25 protein-coding genes are annotated in these 21,095 nt (G+C 73.3%); 13 read left to right on the top strand and 12 right to left on the bottom strand.

Annotated features, from left to right (window positions below; translation table 11 throughout):
* Positions 1-199: 199 nt before the first annotated feature.
* The 5 genes from ACWEEU_RS06900 (at position 200) to ACWEEU_RS06880 (ending at position 6,697) form a co-directional block, all read left to right on the top strand.
* Positions 200-883, top strand: coding sequence for a nucleoside/nucleotide kinase family protein (locus tag ACWEEU_RS06900; RefSeq protein ID WP_451729337.1), 684 nt, complete (start codon positions 200-202; stop codon positions 881-883).
* A 137-nt stretch (positions 884-1,020) separates the two neighbouring features.
* On the top strand, positions 1,021-2,718 hold the full coding sequence (locus tag ACWEEU_RS06895; protein ID WP_451729773.1) for a phospholipid carrier-dependent glycosyltransferase: 1,698 nt from the start codon (positions 1,021-1,023) through the stop codon (positions 2,716-2,718).
* Between the two features lie 89 nt (positions 2,719-2,807).
* Positions 2,808-3,722, top strand: coding sequence for a MurR/RpiR family transcriptional regulator (locus ACWEEU_RS06890; RefSeq protein WP_385744900.1), 915 nt, complete (start codon positions 2,808-2,810; stop codon positions 3,720-3,722).
* A 154-nt stretch (positions 3,723-3,876) separates the two neighbouring features.
* A complete protein-coding gene (locus tag ACWEEU_RS06885) occupies positions 3,877-4,251 on the top strand; it encodes a hypothetical protein (RefSeq protein WP_451729334.1) in 375 nt (124 codons plus the stop codon).
* Between the two features lie 103 nt (positions 4,252-4,354).
* Positions 4,355-6,697 carry a SpoIIE family protein phosphatase gene (locus tag ACWEEU_RS06880; protein ID WP_451729769.1) on the top strand — a complete coding sequence of 781 codons (2,343 nt, stop codon included), beginning with the start codon at positions 4,355-4,357 and terminating at the stop codon, positions 6,695-6,697.
* Between the two features lie 34 nt (positions 6,698-6,731).
* Here ACWEEU_RS06880 and ACWEEU_RS06875 read toward each other — a convergent pair whose 3' ends face one another.
* Entirely contained in the window at positions 6,732-7,460 is a 729-nt protein-coding gene (locus ACWEEU_RS06875; protein WP_385744902.1) for a peptidoglycan-binding protein, read from the bottom strand.
* 76 nt (positions 7,461-7,536) lie between these two features.
* On the bottom strand, positions 7,537-8,403 hold the full coding sequence (locus ACWEEU_RS06870; protein WP_385744904.1) for an ATP-grasp domain-containing protein: 867 nt from the start codon (positions 8,401-8,403) through the stop codon (positions 7,537-7,539).
* Between the two features lie 200 nt (positions 8,404-8,603).
* On the opposite strand from ACWEEU_RS06870, the gene ACWEEU_RS06865 reads away from it, so the two are divergent.
* The gene (locus ACWEEU_RS06865; protein ID WP_385744906.1) at positions 8,604-9,323 is read left to right on the top strand and encodes a TetR family transcriptional regulator; all 720 of its coding nucleotides are present in this window, start codon (positions 8,604-8,606) and stop codon (positions 9,321-9,323) included.
* Between the two features lie 122 nt (positions 9,324-9,445).
* On the opposite strand, the gene ACWEEU_RS06860 is transcribed toward ACWEEU_RS06865, so the two are convergent.
* Complete coding sequence (locus ACWEEU_RS06860; protein ID WP_451729329.1) at positions 9,446-9,649, bottom strand: hypothetical protein; 204 nt, start codon at positions 9,647-9,649, stop codon at positions 9,446-9,448.
* Between ACWEEU_RS06860 and ACWEEU_RS06855 the strand changes: the two genes are divergently transcribed.
* Entirely contained in the window at positions 9,648-10,007 is a 360-nt protein-coding gene (locus tag ACWEEU_RS06855) for a Zn-ribbon domain-containing OB-fold protein (protein ID WP_385744910.1), read from the top strand. The genes ACWEEU_RS06860 and ACWEEU_RS06855 overlap by 2 nt on opposite strands.
* 56 nt (positions 10,008-10,063) lie before the next feature.
* On the opposite strand, the gene ACWEEU_RS06850 is transcribed toward ACWEEU_RS06855, so the two are convergent.
* Positions 10,064-10,450, bottom strand: a complete 387-nt coding sequence (locus ACWEEU_RS06850) for a PPOX class F420-dependent oxidoreductase (protein WP_385744912.1) — start codon at positions 10,448-10,450, stop codon at positions 10,064-10,066.
* A 191-nt stretch (positions 10,451-10,641) separates the two neighbouring features.
* On the opposite strand from ACWEEU_RS06850, the gene ACWEEU_RS06845 reads away from it, so the two are divergent.
* On the top strand, positions 10,642-11,472 hold the full coding sequence (locus ACWEEU_RS06845) for an SAM-dependent methyltransferase (protein WP_385744914.1): 831 nt from the start codon (positions 10,642-10,644) through the stop codon (positions 11,470-11,472).
* Positions 11,473-11,668: 196 nt separating this feature from the next.
* Positions 11,669-13,045 carry an alpha-lytic protease prodomain-containing protein gene (locus ACWEEU_RS06840; RefSeq protein ID WP_385744916.1) on the top strand — a complete coding sequence of 459 codons (1,377 nt, stop codon included), beginning with the start codon at positions 11,669-11,671 and terminating at the stop codon, positions 13,043-13,045.
* 115 nt (positions 13,046-13,160) lie between these two features.
* Here the strand turns inward: ACWEEU_RS06840 and ACWEEU_RS06835 are convergent, their stop codons facing one another.
* The 6 genes from ACWEEU_RS06835 to ACWEEU_RS06810 all read right to left on the bottom strand — a co-directional run bounded on the left by ACWEEU_RS06835 (position 13,161) and on the right by ACWEEU_RS06810 (position 17,330).
* Positions 13,161-13,346, bottom strand: a complete 186-nt coding sequence (locus tag ACWEEU_RS06835; protein ID WP_018548667.1) for a hypothetical protein — start codon at positions 13,344-13,346, stop codon at positions 13,161-13,163.
* Positions 13,347-13,477: 131 nt separating this feature from the next.
* The gene (locus ACWEEU_RS06830; RefSeq protein WP_451729322.1) at positions 13,478-14,173 is read right to left on the bottom strand and encodes a L,D-transpeptidase family protein; all 696 of its coding nucleotides are present in this window, start codon (positions 14,171-14,173) and stop codon (positions 13,478-13,480) included.
* A 131-nt stretch (positions 14,174-14,304) separates the two neighbouring features.
* Positions 14,305-15,093 (bottom strand): SDR family NAD(P)-dependent oxidoreductase, encoded by a 789-nt coding sequence (locus ACWEEU_RS06825; RefSeq protein WP_451729319.1) that lies wholly within the window; start codon positions 15,091-15,093, stop codon positions 14,305-14,307.
* 104 nt (positions 15,094-15,197) lie between these two features.
* Positions 15,198-15,827, bottom strand: a complete 630-nt coding sequence (locus ACWEEU_RS06820) for an MBL fold metallo-hydrolase (RefSeq protein ID WP_451729316.1) — start codon at positions 15,825-15,827, stop codon at positions 15,198-15,200.
* A complete protein-coding gene (locus ACWEEU_RS06815) occupies positions 15,827-16,915 on the bottom strand; it encodes an S-(hydroxymethyl)mycothiol dehydrogenase (protein WP_385744924.1) in 1,089 nt (362 codons plus the stop codon). Before ACWEEU_RS06815 ends, ACWEEU_RS06820 begins: the two co-directional genes overlap by 1 nt.
* Positions 16,916-17,024: 109 nt before the next feature.
* Positions 17,025-17,330 (bottom strand): hypothetical protein, encoded by a 306-nt coding sequence (locus ACWEEU_RS06810; protein ID WP_385744926.1) that lies wholly within the window; start codon positions 17,328-17,330, stop codon positions 17,025-17,027.
* Positions 17,331-17,502: 172 nt separating this feature from the next.
* On the opposite strand from ACWEEU_RS06810, the gene ACWEEU_RS06805 reads away from it, so the two are divergent.
* Entirely contained in the window at positions 17,503-17,868 is a 366-nt protein-coding gene (locus ACWEEU_RS06805; RefSeq protein ID WP_385744928.1) for a nuclear transport factor 2 family protein, read from the top strand.
* Complete coding sequence (locus ACWEEU_RS06800) at positions 17,856-18,089, top strand: hypothetical protein (protein ID WP_451729311.1); 234 nt, start codon at positions 17,856-17,858, stop codon at positions 18,087-18,089. The genes ACWEEU_RS06805 and ACWEEU_RS06800 overlap by 13 nt, the downstream gene beginning before the upstream one ends.
* A 279-nt stretch (positions 18,090-18,368) precedes the next feature.
* Here ACWEEU_RS06800 and ACWEEU_RS06795 read toward each other — a convergent pair whose 3' ends face one another.
* The gene (locus tag ACWEEU_RS06795) at positions 18,369-19,400 is read right to left on the bottom strand and encodes an alcohol dehydrogenase (protein WP_385744930.1); all 1,032 of its coding nucleotides are present in this window, start codon (positions 19,398-19,400) and stop codon (positions 18,369-18,371) included.
* A 183-nt stretch (positions 19,401-19,583) separates the two neighbouring features.
* Between ACWEEU_RS06795 and ACWEEU_RS06790 the strand changes: the two genes are divergently transcribed.
* Positions 19,584-20,021 (top strand): MarR family winged helix-turn-helix transcriptional regulator, encoded by a 438-nt coding sequence (locus ACWEEU_RS06790; RefSeq protein WP_385744932.1) that lies wholly within the window; start codon positions 19,584-19,586, stop codon positions 20,019-20,021.
* A gap of 120 nt (positions 20,022-20,141) precedes the next feature.
* Complete coding sequence (locus tag ACWEEU_RS06785) at positions 20,142-20,726, top strand: hydrolase (RefSeq protein WP_385744934.1); 585 nt, start codon at positions 20,142-20,144, stop codon at positions 20,724-20,726.
* A gap of 75 nt (positions 20,727-20,801) precedes the next feature.
* On the opposite strand, the gene ACWEEU_RS06780 is transcribed toward ACWEEU_RS06785, so the two are convergent.
* Positions 20,802-21,068 carry a hypothetical protein gene (locus ACWEEU_RS06780; RefSeq protein WP_385744936.1) on the bottom strand — a complete coding sequence of 89 codons (267 nt, stop codon included), beginning with the start codon at positions 21,066-21,068 and terminating at the stop codon, positions 20,802-20,804.
* Between the last annotated feature and the right edge of the window lie 27 nt (positions 21,069-21,095).

Genomic DNA, 21,095 nt, shown 5'->3' with positions numbered 1-21,095 from the left:
AAGCGGGGGCGGATTCTCGGTGCTTTCCCCGGGTACGGCCGGGCGGGTAGGAGGCGTACGGCTGTGTGGGGGCCGGGGGTACGGCTGCGAGCCGGACGCGCGACGCGCCTCGGGCGTCGACGCCTCCCGGGCCACACATCCCCGGCCGCACCCGCGTCACCCGTTCCACCGGCGCTGCGGCGGTGGCACACTTCGCCCCATGCCGTCGATCTTCGAAGACCTTCTTGTCCGCGCGCGGGGCCTCGTCCGGGACGGGGAGCGCGCGATCCTGGGTGTCGCGGGCGGGCCCGGGGCGGGGAAGACGACGCTCGCGGAGTCGTTGACGCGGGCGCTCAACACCGACGGGCCGCCGTGGGTGGCGCATGTGCCGATGGACGGGTTCCATCTGGCCGACGCCGAGCTGGAGCGGCTGGGGCGGCGGGACCGCAAGGGCGCGCCGGACACCTTCGACGCGGGCGGGTACGCGGCGCTGCTGCGGCGGTTGCGGACCGAGACCGACGAGGTCGTGTACGCGCCCGGCTTCGAGCGCGTACTGGAGCAGCCGCTCGCCGGTGCCATTCCCGTGCCGCCCACCGCGCGGCTCGTGGTGACTGAGGGCAACTACCTTCTGTTGCGCGAGGGTTCGTGGGCGCGGGTGCGGCCGCTGCTGGACGAGGTCTGGTACTGCGAGGTGGACGAGGCGGAGCGGGTCCGGCGTCTGGTGGCCCGGCACGAGGAGTTCGGCAAGCCGCACGCGGACGCGGTGGCCTGGGTGCTGGGCCCGGACCAGCGCAACGCCGACCTGATCGCGACGACGCGCGACGCCGCCGACCTGATCGTGCCCTGCGCGGCGCTCCCCTCGCCGCAGGGGACGCCGCCCGTCCCCTCTCCGGCGTCGGGGTGAACCCCGGCCGCCCCCGGGCCGTACCCCAGGGCACGGCGGAGAGCCCGCCGGTAGGACTCACGGGGCGGTGGCGCCGCAGGACGCGGGTGACGCGGGCCGTCGACCCGGCGACCGGGGGCGCCGTCGTGGGGCGGGCGATGGCGAGCGAACAGCGGACGGCTCCCCGGCAGGAACGGGCTGCCGAGGTCCCGAGAGCCGTCCTCTCCCCGGCGCGGCTCCGGCTGCCCCCGGGCCACCGCCGCCCGCTCCTCGTCGTGCTCGTCGCCCTGCTCCTCGGTCAGATGGCCGTCGCCATGGTGACCACCGCCGTCCAGCAGACGCCCACCATCGACGAGCCGGTCTACGTCGCGACGGCCACCGACTACCTCCGCGAACACCGTCTGCGCTACAACCCCGAACACCCCCCGCTCGGCAAGCTGTTGATCGCGGCAGGGGTGGCGGTGGCCGACCCTCGCTACGACCCGGCGTCCCCCGGCACCCAGGGCGACGTGGGCCGCCGTCTGCTCTACGAGTCGGGCAACGACCCGGGCCGGCTGATGCTCTGGGCCCGGCTCCCGGTGATCGCGCTGACGCTGCTGACCGGACTGGTGGTGTTCGCGTTCGCCCGTGACGTGGCGGGGACGCCGGGCGGCCTGGTGGCGCTCGCGCTGTACGCCTTCTCGCCCGATGTGATCGCGCACGGCGCGCTGGCCACGCTGGACATGCCGGTGACGGGCTTCCTGGTGACCTCCGCCTGGCTGGCCTGGCGGGCGCGACGGCGCCCCCGGCTTTACGTCCCGCTCACGGGCCTGGCTCTCGGCGCGGCGATCGCGACGAAGATGAGCGCCCTGCCCGCGATCCCGGTGGTGGTGCTGCTCGCCGGTCTGTCCGTGTGGCACGCGCTGCCCGGCGCGGACCGGCGGCGCCGGGCGCTGCTCGGTGCCGGGGGCGCGGCGGCGGTGGCCGTGCCGGCGGTCGGCGTGGTGTGGGCGGTGTACGCGGCGGTCGATCCCCGCTTCGGCTTCTCCCCCGCCGAACCGGTGCCCGCCCTGGCCGGACTGCACGGCAGGCTGACCTCGCTGCTCCCGCTGCCGCCCGCCTACCGGGCCGGGATGCGCGTGCAGTTCGCCTTCGAGAACCACGCCTGGCAGGGTTTCCTGTTCGGGCGGCTGTACACGGGACCGCTCTGGTACTACCTCCCCGCCGCCCTCCTGGTGAAGACCCCGCTCGCCCTGCTGGCACTGGGCGCCGCCGGTGCCGTGGCGGTCCTGGCGCTCCGTCGGCCGCGCCCCGCCGCGCCGTATCTGCTGCTGCCCCCGGCGCTGCTGCTGGCCGTGGCGATGACGGGCGCGCGGGACTTCGGCACCCGGTACGCGCTGTTCGTGCCGGTGTTCCTGGCGGTGACGGCGGGCTGCGTGACGGCGGTCCGGGCCCGGTACCGGTGGGCGGTGCCGCTGACCGGGCTGCTCGTGGCCTGGGCGGCGGTGACCTCGCTGCGCGTGTTCCCGTACTACCTGCCGTACGCCAACGAGGCGTTCGGCGGTCCGGCGGCCACGCACCGGCTGCTGCACGACTCCAACGTGGACTGGGGCCAGGACCTCGGCAGGCTCGGGGACCGGCTGCGGGAGCGGTATCCGGGCGAGCGGGTGTGGCTGGTCTACAAGGGCAGCGGGGTGCCCTCGGCGTACGGCATCCACGCCGCCGATCCGCGCGTGGTGCCCCTGTCGCGGGTGCACGGAGTGCTCGCGGTGTCGGACTCGGCGGCCGCGAAGGCGCGCGGCGGTCTCGCCCGGCTGATCCGGACCAGCCGTCCGGTGGATCAGGTGGGGTACTCGATCACGCTGTACCGGCGCTGAGCCGGGCGTCCGCGGCCGCGACGGCCCGCCGAACGGCACGGGCCGGTGAGCTATGTTGAGTGACCGTGGGAGAAAAAGTCGACGGGCCGGTGCCCTCTCCGCAGGCGGCACGCGCCCAGGCGTCAGCGATCACCACGCGCGGGGACGTCTCCCGGGCCGAAGCCTCCCCGACCTCCCGGCTGCGCGCGCTCTTCGACGGGCCCCGGCTGTCCCCGGGGCAGCGGCGGATCGCGCAGTATCTGATCGAGCACATCACCGAGGCCGCGTTCCTGTCGATCACCGAGCTGGCCGACCGGGTGGGCGTCAGCCAGCCGTCGGTGACCCGGTTCGCGGCGGCCGTCGGCTTCGGCGGCTATCCGGCGCTGCGCGAGCGGCTCCAGTCGATCGCGCTGAGCACGCTGCCGGGCCCGCACGAGGCGGACCGGGCGAACGAGCTGCAGTCCGCCGTGGACGCCGAGATCCAGAACCTGGAGAACCTGCGCCGCGACCTCGCCGACCCCGGCAAGGTGGTCCGGGTGGGCCGCGCGCTCTCCCGCTCCACCCCGCTGACCGTCCTCGGGCTGCGCATCTCGGCCTCGCTGGCGGAGTACTTCGGGTACGCGGCCCGGCGCATCCACCCCGACGTACGGCTGGTGACCCACGGGGGGAGCGTGGCGTACGACGCGCTGCTCCAGGCGCGGGAGGCGGGCGGAAGCTGGGTGCTGGCGTTCGGGATGCCCCGGCACGCGCGGGAGACGCTGACCGCGCTGCGGGTGGCCCGCGAGGCGGGTCTGAAGGTCGCCCTGGTCACCGACCTCGCGCTCGGTCCGCTGCCCGACGAGGCCGACGTCACCTTCGCCACGGGCACCGGCTCCCGGCTGGTCTTCGACTCCTACGCGGCCCCCGGTGTGATGGCCGCCGCGCTGCTCCAGGCCATGACGGACGCCGGCCCCGAGCGTACCCAGGCCCGGCTGGAGAAGTACGAGCGGGGCGCCGAGGAGCGGCAGTTCTTCCTGCCGGAGTGAGCCGCGGGCCCGGATGTTCCCGCACCGCGGAAGATGCCCACGTGACCAGGCACACATGAATGTTTTCATGCGTCTTGAAAACCCGACGGCATATATAAATACTGCTCCCGGCGCCCCCCACGCGGCACACCCGTACCCGGAAGCGACGACGATCATGCCCATGACCACCACGCGCATCAGCCCCGACTGGCCATGCCAGGTCAAGACCCCGGGCAGCTACGACTGGGAGCGCTCGGCCGCCCGCTGGCTGCGCGACCTGATCCCCGCCCGTTACGCCGGTTACCCGGCGCTCATCAGGCACCCCGTCCTGCTCGCCCGGCACGCCCGGCTCCAGGTCGAACAGGAGATCCGGGTCGCGCGCACCGCGCTGCAGACCGCCCGTACGGAGCTGCCCGCCCTCGGCCTGCCCGAATCGGTCATCGAGCACACGATCAAGCTCTACGCGGCCGAGCTGCTCCAGCTCCAGCACATCGCGCGCAGCGTGCGCGTGGTCTCCGAGTCGCTCGGGGGACGCGGCACCACCCGCTGAGCGGCGCCCAACCGTGTGAGCGGCACACGTACCGGCCGGACGTGTGAGCGAGCGGCACGACCTGTGCAATGCTCAACGCGTGACGAGCGATCCAGCGCTTCCCATGGAACCGGGCACCGGCGCCGACCCCACGGCGTTGGCCCGGGCCGTGGCACGGCAGCGCGCCGAACTTGAGCGGTTGCGGGACCAGGCCGCCACCACCGCTGTGGTGGAGCGTGCCAAGGGTGCCCTGATGGCGGCGGACGGCCGGTCCGCCGACGCGGCCCACCACGAACTGCTGCGGCGCGCCCGAACGGGCAATCGCACCCTCCTGGAGGAGTGCTGGCTCACCCTGGGCGCCCTGGAGCGGCCCGGGCGGGAGGCCGAGCGACGCCCGGAGCGGGACGCGTGGCGCCCCGCTCCGGCCTCGGACTCCGGCGACGTCGCGGAGGTGCTCGGCGCGGTGGGCCGGGACCTGGTGCGGGTGGGCTCCCCGCAGGAGCTGGCGGGATGTCTGCTGCGTCACCTGGCGCCCGAGGCCGGGGCCGACGCCGTGATGCTGTACGAGCGGCTGCCCGAGGGCGGCATCGCACTGATGGGGCACGCCGGCATCGCCCCCGCCTTCGCCGCGCGGTGGCGCCGGATACCGCCCCTGACCAATGTGGCCCCACTGGACGCGCTGGCGGCCGGTGAGCCGTACTGGCTGGAGGACCTGACCAAGGACCGGGAGCACTATCTGCTCTTCCACGACCCGCCGGACTGCTGGCGCTCCCGGGCCTGGCTGCCCATGCCCGGCGGACCGGACTCGGGGGTCGTCCTCGGTGTCCTGCGCGGCGAGCAGCGGCCGTTCACCCCGCGCGAGCGGCAGTTGCTGCGCGCCGTGGCCCGGCTGTGCGCGGGACGGCTGCGCGCCTTCGACTCACGTCCGGACGGCCACGACGACAGTCCGCAGCCCGTGCAGAGCGTGCTCGACGCGCTGCCCGGTGCCGCGATCCTGCTGTGCCCGCTGCGCTCCTCCTCCGGAGAGGTGGAGGACTACCGCATCGAGGCCGCGGCGCCCGAGGCGGTGGACGTGTTCGGCCGGACCGGGCAGGACATGGTCGGCAGCCGCATCCTGGAGAGCTACCCGTCCGTCGCGGGCGAGGCGCTGTGGGACGGCTACCTCCAGGCGCTCACCACCAAGATCCCCTTCGAGAGCGAGCCGTTCGCCTACCACGACACCGTGGACGGCGTGCCCGTGACCGCGACCTACTCGGTCCGGGCCGCCCCGCTGGACGGCGGTCTGCTGGTGACCTGGCTGCGGCACGACCCGGCGGAGCTGCAGGAGCAGCGGCTGGCCGACGTGCAGCGGCTGGGAAATCTGGGCTGGGCCAACTGGAACCTGGTGACCGGCGAGATGGCCTGGTCCGCGCAGGCGTACGCCGTACTGGGCCAGGACCCCGCCGCCGGTCCGGTGCCGCTGGAGCGGCTGCCCCGGCTGGTCGCGGCGGACGACGCGGACACCCTCACCCGGGCGATCACCGAACTCACCACCCGGGCCATGCCGTTCAGCCTCCCCTTTCGCATCCACACCGAGCGCGGCGTACGGCATCTGCGGATCGTCGCGGAGGCGGTGACGGAGCCGGACGGCACCCCGGTGGAGGTGCACGGCTTCGTTCAGGACCTCACCGCGCAGCGCAGCGCCGAACTCGCCCTGGTGGAGAGCGAACGCGCGATGCTCCTCCAGCGCGGTGTCCTCCAGGCCGAACGGGCGCTCGCGGGACGGCTCCAGCACGCGCTGCTGCCGCTGCCCCGCAAGCCGGTACGCCTTGCCGGGCTGCGCGTCGAAATCGCCTATCTGCCCGCGCAGTCGGGCATCCAGGTCGGCGGCGACTGGTTCAGCGCGATCGAACTCCCCGACGATCAGGCGCTGTTCGTGGTGGGCGACGTGGCAGGGCACGGCATCGACGCGGTGGCGACGATGGCGCAGCTCAGGTTCACCGCCAAGGGCATGGTCAGCACGGGCTCCTCGCTGAACGGGGCACTGTCCCGGCTCAACCAGTTGCTGCTGCACTCCCGGGACGCGCTGACCACGGCGACCATGATCCTCGCCCGCTACGACCCCCGTACCCGCGTGCTCACCTGGACGCAGGCCGGGCATCCGCCGCCGCTGCTGGTGCGCGGTACCGAGGTGCGTTACGTGGAGCGCCCCCGGGGCATCCTGCTCGGCGCGAGCGCGGCGCCGGTCTTCGAGTCGGCGGAGCTGCGCCTCGAACCGGGCGACCGGCTGCTGCTGTACACGGACGGCCTGGTGGAGCGGCCCGGCGAGAGCCTGGACACGGCTCTGTCGCGCCTGGCGGGCACGGTCCGCGCGCAGGGCAGGGAGGGCGCCGGTTCGCTGGACGCGCTGCTCGCCTCGCTGCTGGCGGACGAGCGGCGCGACGACGTGTGCGTGGTGGACATCAGGATGCCGGCGGCCGAGGAGTAGCCGGACCTCTCACGTACGCGACCCACCGGGCCGCTCACGTACGCGACTCGAGCGCGCGGCGCGTGTCGTCGCCGTAGACGCCGCGCTCGTCGCCGCTGATGCCGTACCAGACCTGGAAGCGGGCGACGGCGGCGGCGAGCACGGCGTCGTAGCCGCCGGTCGCGGAGCCGTCCCGGAACACGTCGGGGATGCGCAGCAGGCGCTCGCGCAGTTCGGTGACCTCGGGTCCGGAGTCGCCCTGGCGCAGGGTGCCGGGGCCGTCGGGGTCGGCGGTGGCGGACGCGGCAGGGGCGGCGGGTGCGGCCGGGGCGGCGGGCTCGGTGGTGGCCGGGGTGATGGTCACCGGGCGAGGGGCGGCCGAGTGCGGGGGCCGCGCGGCGGCGGTGGCACTCTGCCGGGCGGGCAGCAGCAGGGCACAGCCGAAGCCGGTCAGCGCGGCGAGGCCGAGGGCCAGCGCCGCGACGGACCGGCGCCCGGCCCGCCGCGGTCGCGCCGGGGACGTCTCGGGGACGGGGGGCAGCTCCTGGGTGTCGTCCTCGGCTCCGGCGGGCGCGGGCAGCGGCGACGGCGGTGGCGCCGGTGGTGGTGTGCCGCAGGGCTCGGGCGCCGGCGTACCGGCGGCCTCGCGCGGTCCTGGGCCGTCCTGCGGCAGCAGCTCGCGCATCAGCTCCGCGAGCGCGTCCTGACGGCGGGCCCGTACGACACGGACGGGCTCCACGATCCGCCCGGGGCGCGGCGGTTCGGGATCGGGGGGTGTCGGCACGCTGCTCTCCTTTCCGTCCCTCGGGTCCGGGAGTGCGCGGTCCCGACGGGGGATACGGAGCGCGGGGCACGGCCGTTCAGGGGCGGGCGCCGCCACGGGGGCGGACCGGGCTCGACACGCCCTGCGCGAAGCGGTTCAGGGAGGACGTCAGCGTGGCCACGAAGGCTTCACGGTCGTCCTCGGCCAGCGCGTCCAGGGAGAGGTAGGGGTTGAGGTCCTCCAGCTCGACCAGGAGGAGGTCGCCGGCGAGGGTGCGGCAGGCGTCGACGCGCTGGATGCCGTGGCCGAGGGCGTTCCAGTCGATGAAGCGGCGCGCGAACTCGAGGTCGGCGGCGGTGGCGGCGTAGGGCTTCAGCTCCCAGCGGTGGCGGGGGTCGGGGGCGTAGAGGGCGTACGCGAAGTCGTCGTCCACGAAGTAGAAGGAGATCTCGTGGGTGAAGTCGACGTGCGGCTGCACCAGGACGCTGCCATCGGCGACGGGCGCCTCGGCGACCCGGCTCGCGGGCACCACGCGCAGGCCGAGGGAGTCGGCGCCGAGGCGCGGCTTGACCACGTAGCGGTCGGCCCGGGGCAGCCGGTCCAGGTCCTCGGCGCGGTCGACGGTGGGGATGACCGGATGACCCGCCACCGTCAGCTCGATCAGATAGCCCTTGCCCGCCATGTCCGCCCTGCCGGTGAGCGGGTTGTACACCCGGGCCCCGGTCTCCAGCGCGTGCGCCCGGAACTTCTCGTACGCGGCCAGATAGCCGAGCACCGGTCCGGAGTTGCGCACCACCACCGCGTCGAAGTCGTCCATCAGGGCCGCCGCGTCCAGCGGGTGACACAGGGCCAGGTCGAAGTGGGCGCGCAGCCGGGAGGTGAGGAACACGTCCTCGTCGCCGTAGCGGCGCCCACGGGCCGGAAACGCCAGATCGGTGACGTAGAGCAGGCGGGGGCGGCGCATGGGGGTTCTCCTCGGGCGGGCAGGTGGCGACAGGGCGGAGAAAGGTTACGCCGCAGGCGGGGGCCGATGAGCGGCGGGCCCTGGGGTGATCACGTGGAGATGCGCGCCCTGGTGCTGCCGCACAGCACTCGGTTCCCTCGCGGGCGGGCTCGCGTTGCACCGAGTGCCACGTCGGGCGGTGGGGTGCTACTTTCCCGCTCATGAGCACCAGCAGCGCGGACCCGGCCGCGAAGCCGCCGATGCGTGACGCCCTGGTCGAGGCCGCCTTCCGGCTCTTCCTGGAGCGGGGGTACGACCGCACCACCGTGGACGACATCGTGGCGCTGGCCGGGGTCGGACGGCGCTCGTTCTTCCGCTACTTCCCCTCCAAGGAGGACGTGGTCTTCCCCGACCACGAGCGCTGCCTCGCCGAGATGACCGCGTTCCTCGCGGCGGGCGACGGCACCGGGGACCCGGTGGAGCGGGTGTGCGACGCGGCCCGCCTGGTGCTGCGGATGTACGCGGAGAACCCGGCCTTCTCGGTGCGCCGTTACCGGCTCACCAAGCAGGTCCCGGGGCTGCGCGCGTACGAGCTGTCGGTGGTCCGGCGCTACGAGCGGGCGCTCGCCGGATATCTGCGGGAGCGGTACGCGGGACGGCCCGACGGCATGCTGCGCGCGGACGTGATCGCGGCAGCGGTGGTCGCGGCGCACAACAACGCCCTGCGCTCCTGGCTGCGTTCGGACGGCGCGGGCGACGCCGACGCGGCCGTGGACCACGCGCTGGGGTGCGTGCGGGCGGCGTTCGCGGAACCGGCCGACGGCGCCGTGGCCCGCGCCGCCCCCGCCGGGGGCGAGGACGTGGTGGTGGTCGTCGCCCGGCGCGACGCCCCGCTGTGGCGCGTGGTGCGGGAGTTCGAGGCGGCGCTGGGACGCCCCTGACAGGGCAACCGTGCGGCCCCCGCAACAGATTGAGGGTACGGAGTGCCTTTACGGCTGACACTGAGTGCCATACGCTGGCGGTGTGCACGGTGGCACGACGACCGGGCACACGTGTGCGCGGTTCACGCCGCGCGTTCGGGATTTCCGGCCCAGCGCAGGGAGTTGACCAGCGTGTACCACCACTCAGCAAGCGCCACGCACCCGGTGGGCGGCTCGACGGCGGGTGTACTCGAACCCCGGTCCGCCTCGACGGCGTCCGGCGCCGGGACCGTGCCCGCCCCGCCCCCCACCGCCACCGTCACGTCCGCGTCCACCGGGTCCGCCATGCCCACGCGGACCGCCGAGGACAGGGACGCCCTCACCTTCCAGCGCTGCGCCTGGTGCGGCACGGCGATGTACCACCGGCTGCTGTGCCCGGTGTGTCAGGGCAGCGATCTGCGCACCGAGCGCAGCCAGGGCGTCGGCACGGTCCGCCACTCCACGGTGGTGCACCGCAACACCCCGATGGCGCGCAATGTGTCGCTGGTCGAGATGGCGGAGGGGTTCGTGGTGCGCGGCCGGGTCATGGGTCCGGCCATCGGCATCCACAGCGGGGACCGGGTGCGGCTGTCCACGGCCAAGGACCCGGTGCGGGGCGAACCGGTCTTCCAGCTCGTCGACGAGGCGTACCGGGCCTGGAGCTGAGCCGCGGCGGTCCCTTCGGCGGCTCGGCCACCGGCCGGCTCAGTCCTTGAGCGTGCTCAGTCCTTGAGCGTGATCCGGATGCCGACCGTGCCCTCCACGCCCCGGCGCAGCTTGCTGCCCAGCAGGGTGAGGCGGCCGACGACTCCGTACTTGCGGGCGATCAGGGAGCGGTAGCGGGCCGTGGTGTCCGCGTCGGCGATCTCGGCGGTGGCGGGAACCGGCTCGCCGGTCGCGTTGCCGCGCAGGTCGCAGGGACCCACCAGCACATCGGCGCGGCGGCGGATGCGCTTGACCTTCCAGCTGTCCGCGGCCGTCCACACTCCGAGGGCGTCGCCGTCGCGCACCACCCAGACCGGGGTGGGCACCGGCGTGCCGTCCTTGCGGTAGCTGGTCACCAGCAGGTACTTGCCCGCACCGAGCCGGGCCGGGAGCGTGTCGTCCATGTCCGCAGTCTAGGAGGCGCCCTGGCACCCGGCAGCACGACGGGGCCCGGAGCCGGGACCCGAGCCCGCGCGGAACCGGCGGCGGAATACGCCGGTCCAGCGGCGGCGGTCAACTCCTGCGTCTAGATTGCGTCTTGACCCGTGCACCGCTCAAGGCACCACTCCCCCGAGGCCCCCAGGAGCTGAGCCCCGTGACCGACAACCCGGCCGCCGCCCACGACGTCGCCGAGTCGCTGCGCGCCCGTATCGACACCGGCCAGCCGCACACCGCGCGGATCTGGAACTACTGGCTCGGCGGCAAGGACAACTACGAGGTGGACCGCGCGGCCGGCGACCAGATCCGCCAACTCCACCCGGGCATCGGGGAGTACGCCCGCGCCGACCGGCTCTTCCTCGGCCGCGCCGTACGCCACCTCGTGCAGGAGGCGGGCATCCGGCAGTTCCTGGACATCGGCACCGGGCTGCCCACCGCCGACAACACGCACGAGGTGGCCCAGCGGCTCGTGCCGGACGCCCGGATCGTCTACGTCGACAACGACCCGCTGGTCCTCGCCCACGCGCGCGCCCTGCTCACCAGCACCCCAGAGGGCCGTACCGACTACCTCGACGAGGATCTGCGCAACATCGACGCGATCTTCGAACACGCGGCGAAGACACTGGACTTCAGCGAGCCCGTGGCACTGATCCTGCTCGGCGTGGTCATCTTCATCGGCGACGACGAGGACCCCTACGGTTTGGTACGGCAGTTGACCGACCGGCTGCCCGCCGGGAGCCACCTCGTGCTCTCGCACACCATCACCAGCCCGTCGATGCCCGACGTGGACGAGGCGGTCGCGTTCTGGAACGAGCACGGGACGCCGAAGCTCACCCAGCGCACGCCCGAGAACGTGACCCGTTTCTTCGACGGTCTCGAACTGCTGGAGCCCGGCGTCGTCTCCTGCTCGCGCTGGCGCCCGGAGCCGGGTGAGGGAGCGGAACCGGAGGAGGTCGCGATGTTCGGCGGGGTGGCCCGCAAGAACTGATCCGGCCCACCCCAACTCCCCCGGCCGGTAAGGGAGAGGCCCGGGAAAACGGAATCCGCGAAACCCTTCGGAAGATGGCCGCGGTCGCTGAACGCGCCCGCCCCGCACCACGTACTCAGGGGCGGGCGCTCATCGACCGGAGGGCCCCGTGGTGCCCGGCAGGGGTATCGCGCGCTCGGGGTTTCGGGAGTCTGGCATGAGGCACGCACGACGGCGGGTCGTCCGGCGAGTGACACGGCTGGCGGCCGTCGGCGGACTCCTTCTGGGGGGCGCGATGGTGACACAGGCGGCCATGGCGAGCGAGACGCCGCAGTCCCCCGCGACCCCGCTGAGCACGGCGGGCACCGCCGGAGTGACGGGCACCGCGCTGACGGCGAAGCTGGGCACGGCGCGCTCCGCGGGAAGCTGGATCGGCGCCGACGGGCGGCCGGTCGTCGCGGTGACCGACGCCAAGGCCGCCAAGGAGGTACGCCAGGCGGGTGCCGAGCCCAAGATGGTGGGCCACAGCATGAACGAGCTGAAGTCGGCCACGGCGACGCTGCGTTCGGCTCCGCGGGTGGCGGGCACCGCCTGGTCGGTGGACTACCGCACCAACCGGGTCGTGGTGCAGGCGGACAGCACGGTGTCGTCCGGCGACTGGACCAGGATGACCAAAGTCGCCTCGCGCATCGGGGACTTCGTCGCCATGGAGCGGTCGAAGGGCACGTTCACCACGCGGCTGAACGGCGCGCAGCCGATCCTCTCCACGAGCGGCCGCTGTTCGGCGGGGTTCAACGTGACCGACGGGCAACGGGACTTCATCCTCACGGCAGGCCACTGCGGCCCCACCGGCTCCATCTGGTTCGCCGACAACCAGGCCGACCAGCAGCTCGGCGCGACGGTGAAGAGCAACTTCCCCGGCGCCGACTTCTCCCTCGTGCAGTACGACTCCGGCAAGGCCGGGCCGGGGGCCGACGTGGTCGCGGTCGGCGACGGCAAGGGCGTGCGCATCACCGGGGCTGCCGACGCCACGGTGGGACAGCGGGTGTTCCGCAGCGGCAGCACCAGCGGGCTGCACGACGGGCAGGTGACCGCGCTCAACGCCACCGTGAACTACCCCGAGGGCACCGTCACCGGGCTGATCGAGACGAACGTGTGCGCCGAACCGGGCGACAGCGGCGGCCCGCTCTTCTCGGAGGGGGTGGCGCTGGGGGTCACCTCGGGCGGCAGCGGCGACTGCACGTCGGGCGGCACGACGTTCTTCCAGCCGCTGACCAAGGCGATGCAGGCGCTGAACGTGCGCCTGATCACCTCCGGCGGTAAGGCCGGGGCAGCGCAGAACCCGTCGTCCGCGCCGACTCCCACCCCGCAGAGCACCGTCGCCCCGAGCGCGGCCGCGCCCGGTTCCTCTGCCCCGGTGAGCGGAATCACGGAGGGCCGCACGCTGCTGGCGCGCCTCACGGACACCCGGAACGTGGGTCCCGGCCTGCTCATCATGGCCGGCAGCCTGATCGCCCTGATCGCGGCCCGCTACATCCGCTCGGAGCAGGAGCGGCGGGCCTACCAGCGGTACTACTCGGCGACCTGGGGGTGATCCGGGACGAGCACGGGAGGCGGAGAGGTCGATCGACGAAATCGGTCCCTCGCCGCGCCCGTACGGTCACGACCGGACGGCGAACGGGTACGGCGATGGTCGCGCGGCGGCCGGTTCAGGACGGGCGGCGCGGCTGCGGTGTCGCGGAGGCCCACTCCAGGACGAGGCGCTGGTACTCCGCGCGCTGCTCGGTGGTCAGTATCCCGCCCGAGCGGCGCCACAGGGCCCGGATCTCCTCGTTGACCTCCGCGGCCGACCGCTGGCAGGCGGTGTCAGCAGTGGTGGACATGGTGTGAAGCATATGCCGGTCTCCGTGAAGACGGCGTGAGCAAGTGTACTCGATGCGGACATATCGGACCGTGTTACTCATCACGTCAATGGGCCGTGACGCGGCCGGAGTTCGGGGGCGCGGTGCGCCCCCGCTCCCGCGTCTCAGGTGCCCGGCTTGCGGCCGTACACGAACACGTCGTCGCCGTTCTTGAGCAGCGACCAGTACTTCTGGGCGTCCTTCGTGGTCATGTTCACACAGCCGTGGGAGCCCGGCGGGTTCCACATGCTCAGGCCGACGGAGTGGAAGGCCTGGCCGCCGTCGAAGAACTGGCTGTAGGGCATCGGCACGTCGTAGATGTTGGAGACGTGGTCGATGTCCCGCCAGTAGATCTTCTTCAGACCGGTGCGGGTCTCGTAGTGATCACGGCCGGTGCGCACGGGCACCGGGCCGTAGACCAGCTTCTTGCCGTCCTGGACCCAGCTCAGTTGGAGCGTGAGGTTCACACAGGCGATGCGGCCCTTGTTCACCGGGCACTTGCCGGCCTTGTCGGGGTTCTTCCCCACGGCCTTCTGCTTGTTCATGAGGTCCATCACTCCCCAGGTCACCGGGCCCGCGTAGCCGATGGTGGGGGTGATGCCGTGCTTGCTCTGGAAGGCGCGGATGGCCGAGCAGTCGGCGCTGGACTGCTTGCCGTCGACCGGCCGCCCGAGGAACTTCTCCACCTGCTTCTGGTACGGCCCCGCCTTCGTGCTGCAGCTCGCGGCCTGCGCCGGTGCGGCGGTGACGACGAGCGCCAGCGGCGCCGCCAGCGCGGTGACGCCGAGCAGGGCGGCTCCTCGTCTGCGTGTGTCCCCCATGTCCCTGACCCCTTCCCCTCTTCCACGTCGGCTGCCCCGCGGCATCCGTCGCCTACTAGACCCGCACCCGGGACGGACGGTTGTGGTTCCGGTCATGCTGTGACGAAACGGTGAACTTCATCGCCTGTCGGTCATCGTCCGTGCAGTGCCGCGTGGAACCCGGTGTGCACGGCGGTGAGTCCGCCGTCCACCACGAGGGCGGTACCGGTGATCCAGGCGGCGTCGCGCGAGGCGAGGAACGCCACGGCCGCGGCGATGTCCTCCGGTTCCCCGATCCGGCCGAGCGGATAGAGCCCCCGCACCGCCGCCAGGTCCTCCTCGCGCCCCTCCCAGGCCGAGGTGCGCACCGTCCCCGGCACGACGAGGTTCACCCGCACCCCGCGGGCGGCCGCGTGCCCGGCGAGCGTCCGGGTGAGCGACGCCAGCCCCGCCTTGGCGGCGCTGTAGGCGTGCCCCCCGAAGTCCTGCAGCCCGTTGACCGACCCGATACTCACGACCGCTCCGCGCCCGGAGGCGGCCAGATGCGGCAACGCGGCCCGGCAGCACCGGTACACCCCGCTCAGCGTGACATCGAGGTCCCGCTCCCACACCTCGTCGTCACCGTCCTCGAACAGCTCCGGGTCCGGCGACGACCGAGCGGCACAGTTCACCAGTACGTCCAACGCCCCGAACGCGTCCACGGCGTAAGCGACAGCGGCCTCGACCGACGCCCGCTCCCCCACGTCGCACTCCGACGCCCGTGCGTCCAGCCCCTTTTCCCGCAGTCCCGCCGCCGTCCGCCCGGCCTCGTCGCCGTCCCGGTCGGTGACCAGAACCCGCCCGCCCTCCTCGGCGATCCGCCGTGCGACGGCGGCCCCGATGCCCCGGGCGGCACCGGTGACGAGAACTCCCTGGCCCGCGAAACGAGTTGGATCGGTCATGGGGCGACGGTAGGGCAGCGGGGCGCGGCGCGACAGATGCCGTACGCACGAAGAAGGGGCGGCCGGTCGCGCAACCGGCCGCCCCTGTCCGCGCCTTGGCGGGATCAGTGCCCGCGTGCGATCCACTCCTCCAGGTGGGGAGCCTCCGCGCCGATGGTCGTCGGCTCGCCGTGGCCGGTGAGGACCTTGGTCTCCGGGGGGAGGGTGAGGAGCTTGTCCCGGATGGAGTCGATGATCGCCGGGAAGTGGGAGTAGGAGCGGCCGGTGGCGCCGGGGCCGCCCTGGAAGAGGGTGTCGCCGGTGAAGACGGTGCCGAGGCCGGGGTCGTAGAGGCAGACGGCGCCGGGGGCGTGGCCCGGAGTGTGCAGGACGGTGAGGTCGGCTCCGGCGGCCTCCATGACCAGGCCGTCCGCGAGGTGGGCGTCGGGGTCGCGGTCGGGGTGGGTGAGCTTCCACAGCGGCAGGTCGTCCGGGTGCAGCCAGATGACGGCGCCGGTGAGGTCCGCGAGGGCGGGGGCCGCGTTGACGTGGTCGTTGTGCGCGTGGGTGCAGATGATGGCGGTCAGGCGGCGGTCGCCGACCGCGCGGGCGATGGCCTCGGCGTCGTGGGCCGGGTCGATCACGATGGCCTCGTGGTCGTCGCCGACGATCCAGACGTTGTTCTCGACGTCCCAGGTGCCGCCGTCGAGGGTGAACTGGCCGGAGGTGACGAGGCGTTCGATGCGGGCGGTCATCAGAGCACCACCACCGAACGCAGCACGTCACCCTCGTGCATCCGCTCGAACGCCTTCTCCACCTCGTCGATCTGGATCGTCTCGGTGACGAACGCGTCCAGCGGCAGCCGCCCCTGGAGGTGCAGGTCGATGAGCATCGGGAAGTCGCGCGAGGGCAGACAGTCGCCGTACCAGGACGACTTGAGGGCGCCGCCGCGGCCGAACACGTCGAGCAGCGGCAGTTCGAGCTTCATCTCGGGGGTGGGGACACCGACGAGGACGACCGTGCCCGCCAAGTCGCGTGCGTAGAAAGCCTGCTGGTAGGTCTCGGGGCGGCCGACCGCCTCGATCACCACGTCGGCGCCGAAGCCGCCGGTCAGTCCGCGGATCGCCTCGACCGGGTCGGTCTCACGGGAGTTGACGGTGTCGGTGGCGCCGAGTTCGCGGGCCTTGGCCAGCTTGCGGTCGTCGATGTCCACGGCGATGATCTTCGCCGCCCCGGCAAGGCGCGCACCCGCGATGGCCGCGTCGCCCACGCCGCCGCAGCCGATGACGGCGACGGAGTCGCCCCGGCCCACGTTGCCCGTGTTGATCGCGGCGCCGATGCCCGCCATCACACCGCAGCCGAGCAGTCCGGCGACCGCCGGGGAGACGGCCGGGTCCACCTTGGTGCACTGTCCGGCGGCGACGAGCGTCTTCTCCGCGAAGGCGCCGATACCCAGGGCCGGGGTCAGCTCCTGACCGGTGGAGGCGAGCGTCATCTTCTGCTCGGCGTTGTGGGTGTTGAAGCAGTACCACGGGCGCCCGCGCCGGCAGGCCCGGCACGTCCCGCACACCGCACGCCAGTTGAGGACGACGAAATCACCCGGTGCCACCTCGGTGACACCCTCGCCGACCGACTCGACCACACCCGCGGCCTCGTGGCCCAGCAGGAAGGGGAAGTCGTCGTTGATGCCGCCCTGTTTGTAGTGCAGATCGGTGTGACAGACCCCGCAGGCCTGGATGCGTACGACGGCTTCGCCGGGCCCGGGATCGGGGATCACGATCGTCTCGACGCGCACCGGCTGGTCCTTCCCCGGTGCGACTACGCCGCGTACTTCCTGCGCCATGACCTGGCCCCTCTTCCCTTGTACGTACCTTCGCTGCCGACCCTACGCCACGGACATACGCCGGACCGGGCCTTGAAAAGGCCCGGTCCGGAGAGCGTCGGTCGTACGGTCAGCCGCCGAGCGCGGGAAGGACGCCCAGCGCCGGGGCGGCCAGGTCGGTCAGCTGGTGGAGTTCGTTCAGGCGGTTCATGTCGCTGAGCTGGTTCAGGCCGCGGAGCTGCTCGCCGACGCCGGGGACCTCGGCGCGGTGCTCGGCGGGGATGTCGCTGACGGCGAGGTTGTCCAGCGTGGTCATCGGGTTGATCTGCCCGGTGCCCGCGGCGCTCGCGTCGGCCGCGCTCGCGAGCGGCGCGGCAAGTCCCGTGACGCCGACGGCGAGACCGACCGCGGCGACGATACGTCGTGTTGAGATCATGCCCTCTGCAACGCGTGCGCCCCGCACCGGACACGGGCACCGCCCGCTCCTCACCCGACAGGTGGAGCGCGTCGTCTGCGCTTGCCGTGACCGCCGGGGCGGGGGAGCCTCGAAACGTGGACCCGTGCGGTCCCGCTCCCCGCCGGGCCGCCGACGTCCGAAGGAGGCCACCATGGGCAGCACGAAGAACCCCGCGTTCACCACCGACACCCTGCGCGAGAGCATCGAGTCCGACACAGGGGACTCGCTTCTGAACCTGTACGAGGACGACGCGGAGATACGCGTCATCGACCGCGACGCCCAGCCGAGCCACCCCAAGGTGCTGCGCGGGCGGAACGAGATCCGGGAGATGCTCGACGACATCTACAGCCGCGACATGATCCACCGGCTCGGCCAGTGCGTCATCGACGGCGACCACGCGGCGTTCACCGAGTCCTGCGAGTACGCCAACGGCGACCGGGTATACGCCGAGTCGATGATCACCCTGCGGGACGGCAGGATCTCCGAGCAGATCCTGATCCAGGCATGGGACGACTAGGCACGCGGGGCGCGCACGCCCGGATCGGCTCCCGCCTGTCGTGGTCGTTCTCGGCACGCGCGTCCTACGGCCCCCGCCCGCCCCACGAAGCGACCGGGCCGGTCCACGTCTCCGCCGCGCGGGCGTCGGCCGGCGTACTGCGCTCGGCGCTGCGCACGGCGGGCCACGCGGCCAGGTACGCGGCCCGGCACCGGCCGGGGCGGCGACGCCGTACCGGCTGACCCGCACCGGCACGCCGCTGCGGCACAGTCCGGCCGCCCAGTGGGCGCCCGCCGCGCTCGAACGTCCGCGAACGCGCCGCTCGGCCGACGCCGGCGACCCGCCCGATCCCCGTCGCCCCGCCGGACGGCACGCCCGTCCATTCCGCCGGGCTCCGCCCATCGCTCACCCCGCGCGGCCGAGCCCGGTCGGGCAGCCGGGCACCCGTCGGCCGGCCGGGGACCCGGCCACCCCGCCCGGCGCCGCCGAACCACGTGGTCGCCCCCGCCGGACGCCCTCGCTCAGGCGCCCGCGGTCTCCAGCACCATGCGGAACCGCGCCCGCCCGGCCAGCATCTTCTGGTACGCCGCCTCCACGTCGTCCAGCGGGACGACCTCGGTCATGGGGCGGATGCCGTGCAGGGCGGCGAAGTTCATGGTGTCCTGCACGTCCTGGGAGGTGCCGGAGGGGTGGCCCTTGACGTCGCGGCCACCGCTGATGAGCTGGAGCGGGGTGATGTCCAGCGGATCGGGCGTGACCCCGATGACGATGAGTTCGCCGCGCGGCGTGAGACCGTCCACCGTGGCGGACATGGCGGCGGAACTCCCGGCGGTGGCGAGGACGACCTTGGCGCCGCCGAGGTTCTGCAGCGCTTCGGCGACCGGGGTGCCCGACGTGCTGTCGATGTAGTGGTGTGCGCCCAACTCCTTGGCGAATCCCGCCTTTTCGGGACCTCGCGCGATGGCCACGGTCTCGAAGCCCATCGCTGCGGCGAACTGCACGCCGAGGTGGCCGAGCCCGCCGAGGCCGAGGACGGCGACCTGGTCGCCGGCGCGGGCGGCGCTGCGCCGCAGCCCGTTGAAGGTGGTCACGCCCGCGCAGGCCATGGGTCCGGCGGCGGTGGCGTCGAGGCCGTCGGGGATGCGGGCCAGCGCGTCGACGGGTACGACCACCTTCTCCGCGAAACCGCCGTCGTAGGCCCAGCCGGGCACCTTCAGGCGGACGCACACGATGAAGTCGCCCCGGCGGCAGGGCGTGCAGTAGCCGCAACTGCCGCCGAACCAGCCGACCGCCACCCGGTCGCCGACGTTCCAGCCCCGGCCGAGGGTGCCCTCGCCCAGCTCCTCGATCCGCCCGGCGATCTCGTGGCCCGGTACCTCGGGGAAGGTGATGCCGGGCGCGGCGGCGTCCACGAACAGGGCGTCGCTGTGGCAGATGCCGCACGCCTCCACGGCGACCCGCACCTGGCCGGGGCCGGGGTGCGGCACCTCCCGCTCCACCAGCTCGAACGTCCCGCCGGGGGCGGTGACCTGCGCGACTCGATACGTGCTCATGCGTGTCTCCGGGGTACGGCTCGGGGGTGGGGAGCCCTGCCGTTCCAGCAGACCAGTTCGCCCGGGATCACGCGCGCCGAGCGGGGTCATCCCGGGCATGACACGGCCCATCGCCGTTTTGCACAGGTAAAACTGAACAGTTCGAGCTGGACAGTTCACCCTGCCGGTGTCTACGGTGGCGGCATGGCCCACATCTCGGACTCCGCCGCCCTGGCCGCGCGCGAACTGCGCGTGATGTTCAGCAGGCTCCGGCGCCGTATCCGCGAGGTCGCGCGGGACTCCGATCTCACCCCGCCGCAGGAGTCGGCGCTCTCCCTGGTCGGCAAGCACGGCGCGGCCACCGCGAGCGCGCTGGCCGCCGCCGAGGGCGTACGGCCGCAGTCGATGGCGGCCACGCTGGCCGCGCTCGACCAGCACGGGCTGATCCGCCGTACGCCGGACCCGGCCGACGGCCGCCGTCAGCTGGTCACCCTGACCGAGTCGGGGCAGGCGCGGGTGGAGGGCAACCGGCAGGTGCGCGAGGAGTGGCTGGCGCGCGCCCTGGAGGACCGGTTCTCCGAGGAGGAGCGGCAGACCGTGCTCACGGCACTGACCCTGCTGGAACGGCTCTCGCGCCCGTGACGCCAAACACCCCCGTCGGGCCGTACCACCCGGCCCCGTTCACGCTCGCCGGTCCGCCGGCGACGACCCCGCCGGACCGTTCGCACGGCCGGCTCACCCCCCGAAAGGTCTGATCACCTCATGTCCGTCACCACGCTCGACCCCCGTACCGCCCTCGTCGTGATCGACCTCCAGCGCGGCATCGTGGGGATGCAGACCCAGCCGTACGCCGCCGCCGACGTGGTGGCCCGCTCCGTGGAGCTCGCGGACGCCTTCCGCGCCCGTGAGCTACCGGTGGTGCTGGTCCGGGTCTCCTTCGCCGCCGACGGCGCGGACGCGGTGCCCGGCCGCACCGAGCGGCAGCCGCGCGGCCTTTCCTTCCCCGAGGGCTGGGACGTCATCGTGGACGAACTCTCCGGTCACGACGGCGACATCCTGGTCACCAAGCACAACTGGAGCGCGCTGTTCGGCACCGACCTGGACGTGCAGCTCCGCCGCCGGGGCATCACGCAGATCGTGCTGACCGGCATCGCGACCAGCATCGGCGTGGAGTCCACCGCCCGTGACGCCTACGCGGCGGGCTACAACGTCACCCTGGCCACCGACGCCATGGCCGACGCGGACGCGGCGGCACACGCCAACAGCGTCGAGCGCGTCTTCCCGCGCCTCGGCGAGAGCGGCACCACGGCGGAGATCCTGGAGCTGCTGGCCAAGACCCACGCCTGACGGCACGACGTCGTGCCCGGCCCCCGGTGAACCACGCCGGTGGCCGGGCGCGCGCGTACGACGCCCCACGCCGGGTCAGTCCCCGGCCGCCGCCCGTTCGACCTCGGCCTCGACCTCGGCGCGCGGGCGGCCGGTCTCGCGGGCGTACTCGCTGACCGCGGTCTGGACGTCGCGGGCCAGGTCGCGCCAGGCGCGCAGGGCGGTCTCGTAGGTGCCGGACTGGGCGCCGGTCATCCCGCGCTCGGCGGGCGGGCCGTAGGTGTCGCGCAGGCCCGTCACGGTGGCGTGGGCGGCGTCGGCCGCACGCTGTTTCTGCACGAGTTCTTCGAAGGTGTGAGCCACACCAACCGACCCTAGGCTCACGCGGCG

Source organism: Streptomyces sp. NPDC005004 (genome assembly GCF_053600675.1).
The sequence above is the reverse complement of the archived record's forward strand: the minus strand, read 5'-3'. Positions and strand labels throughout refer to the sequence as shown.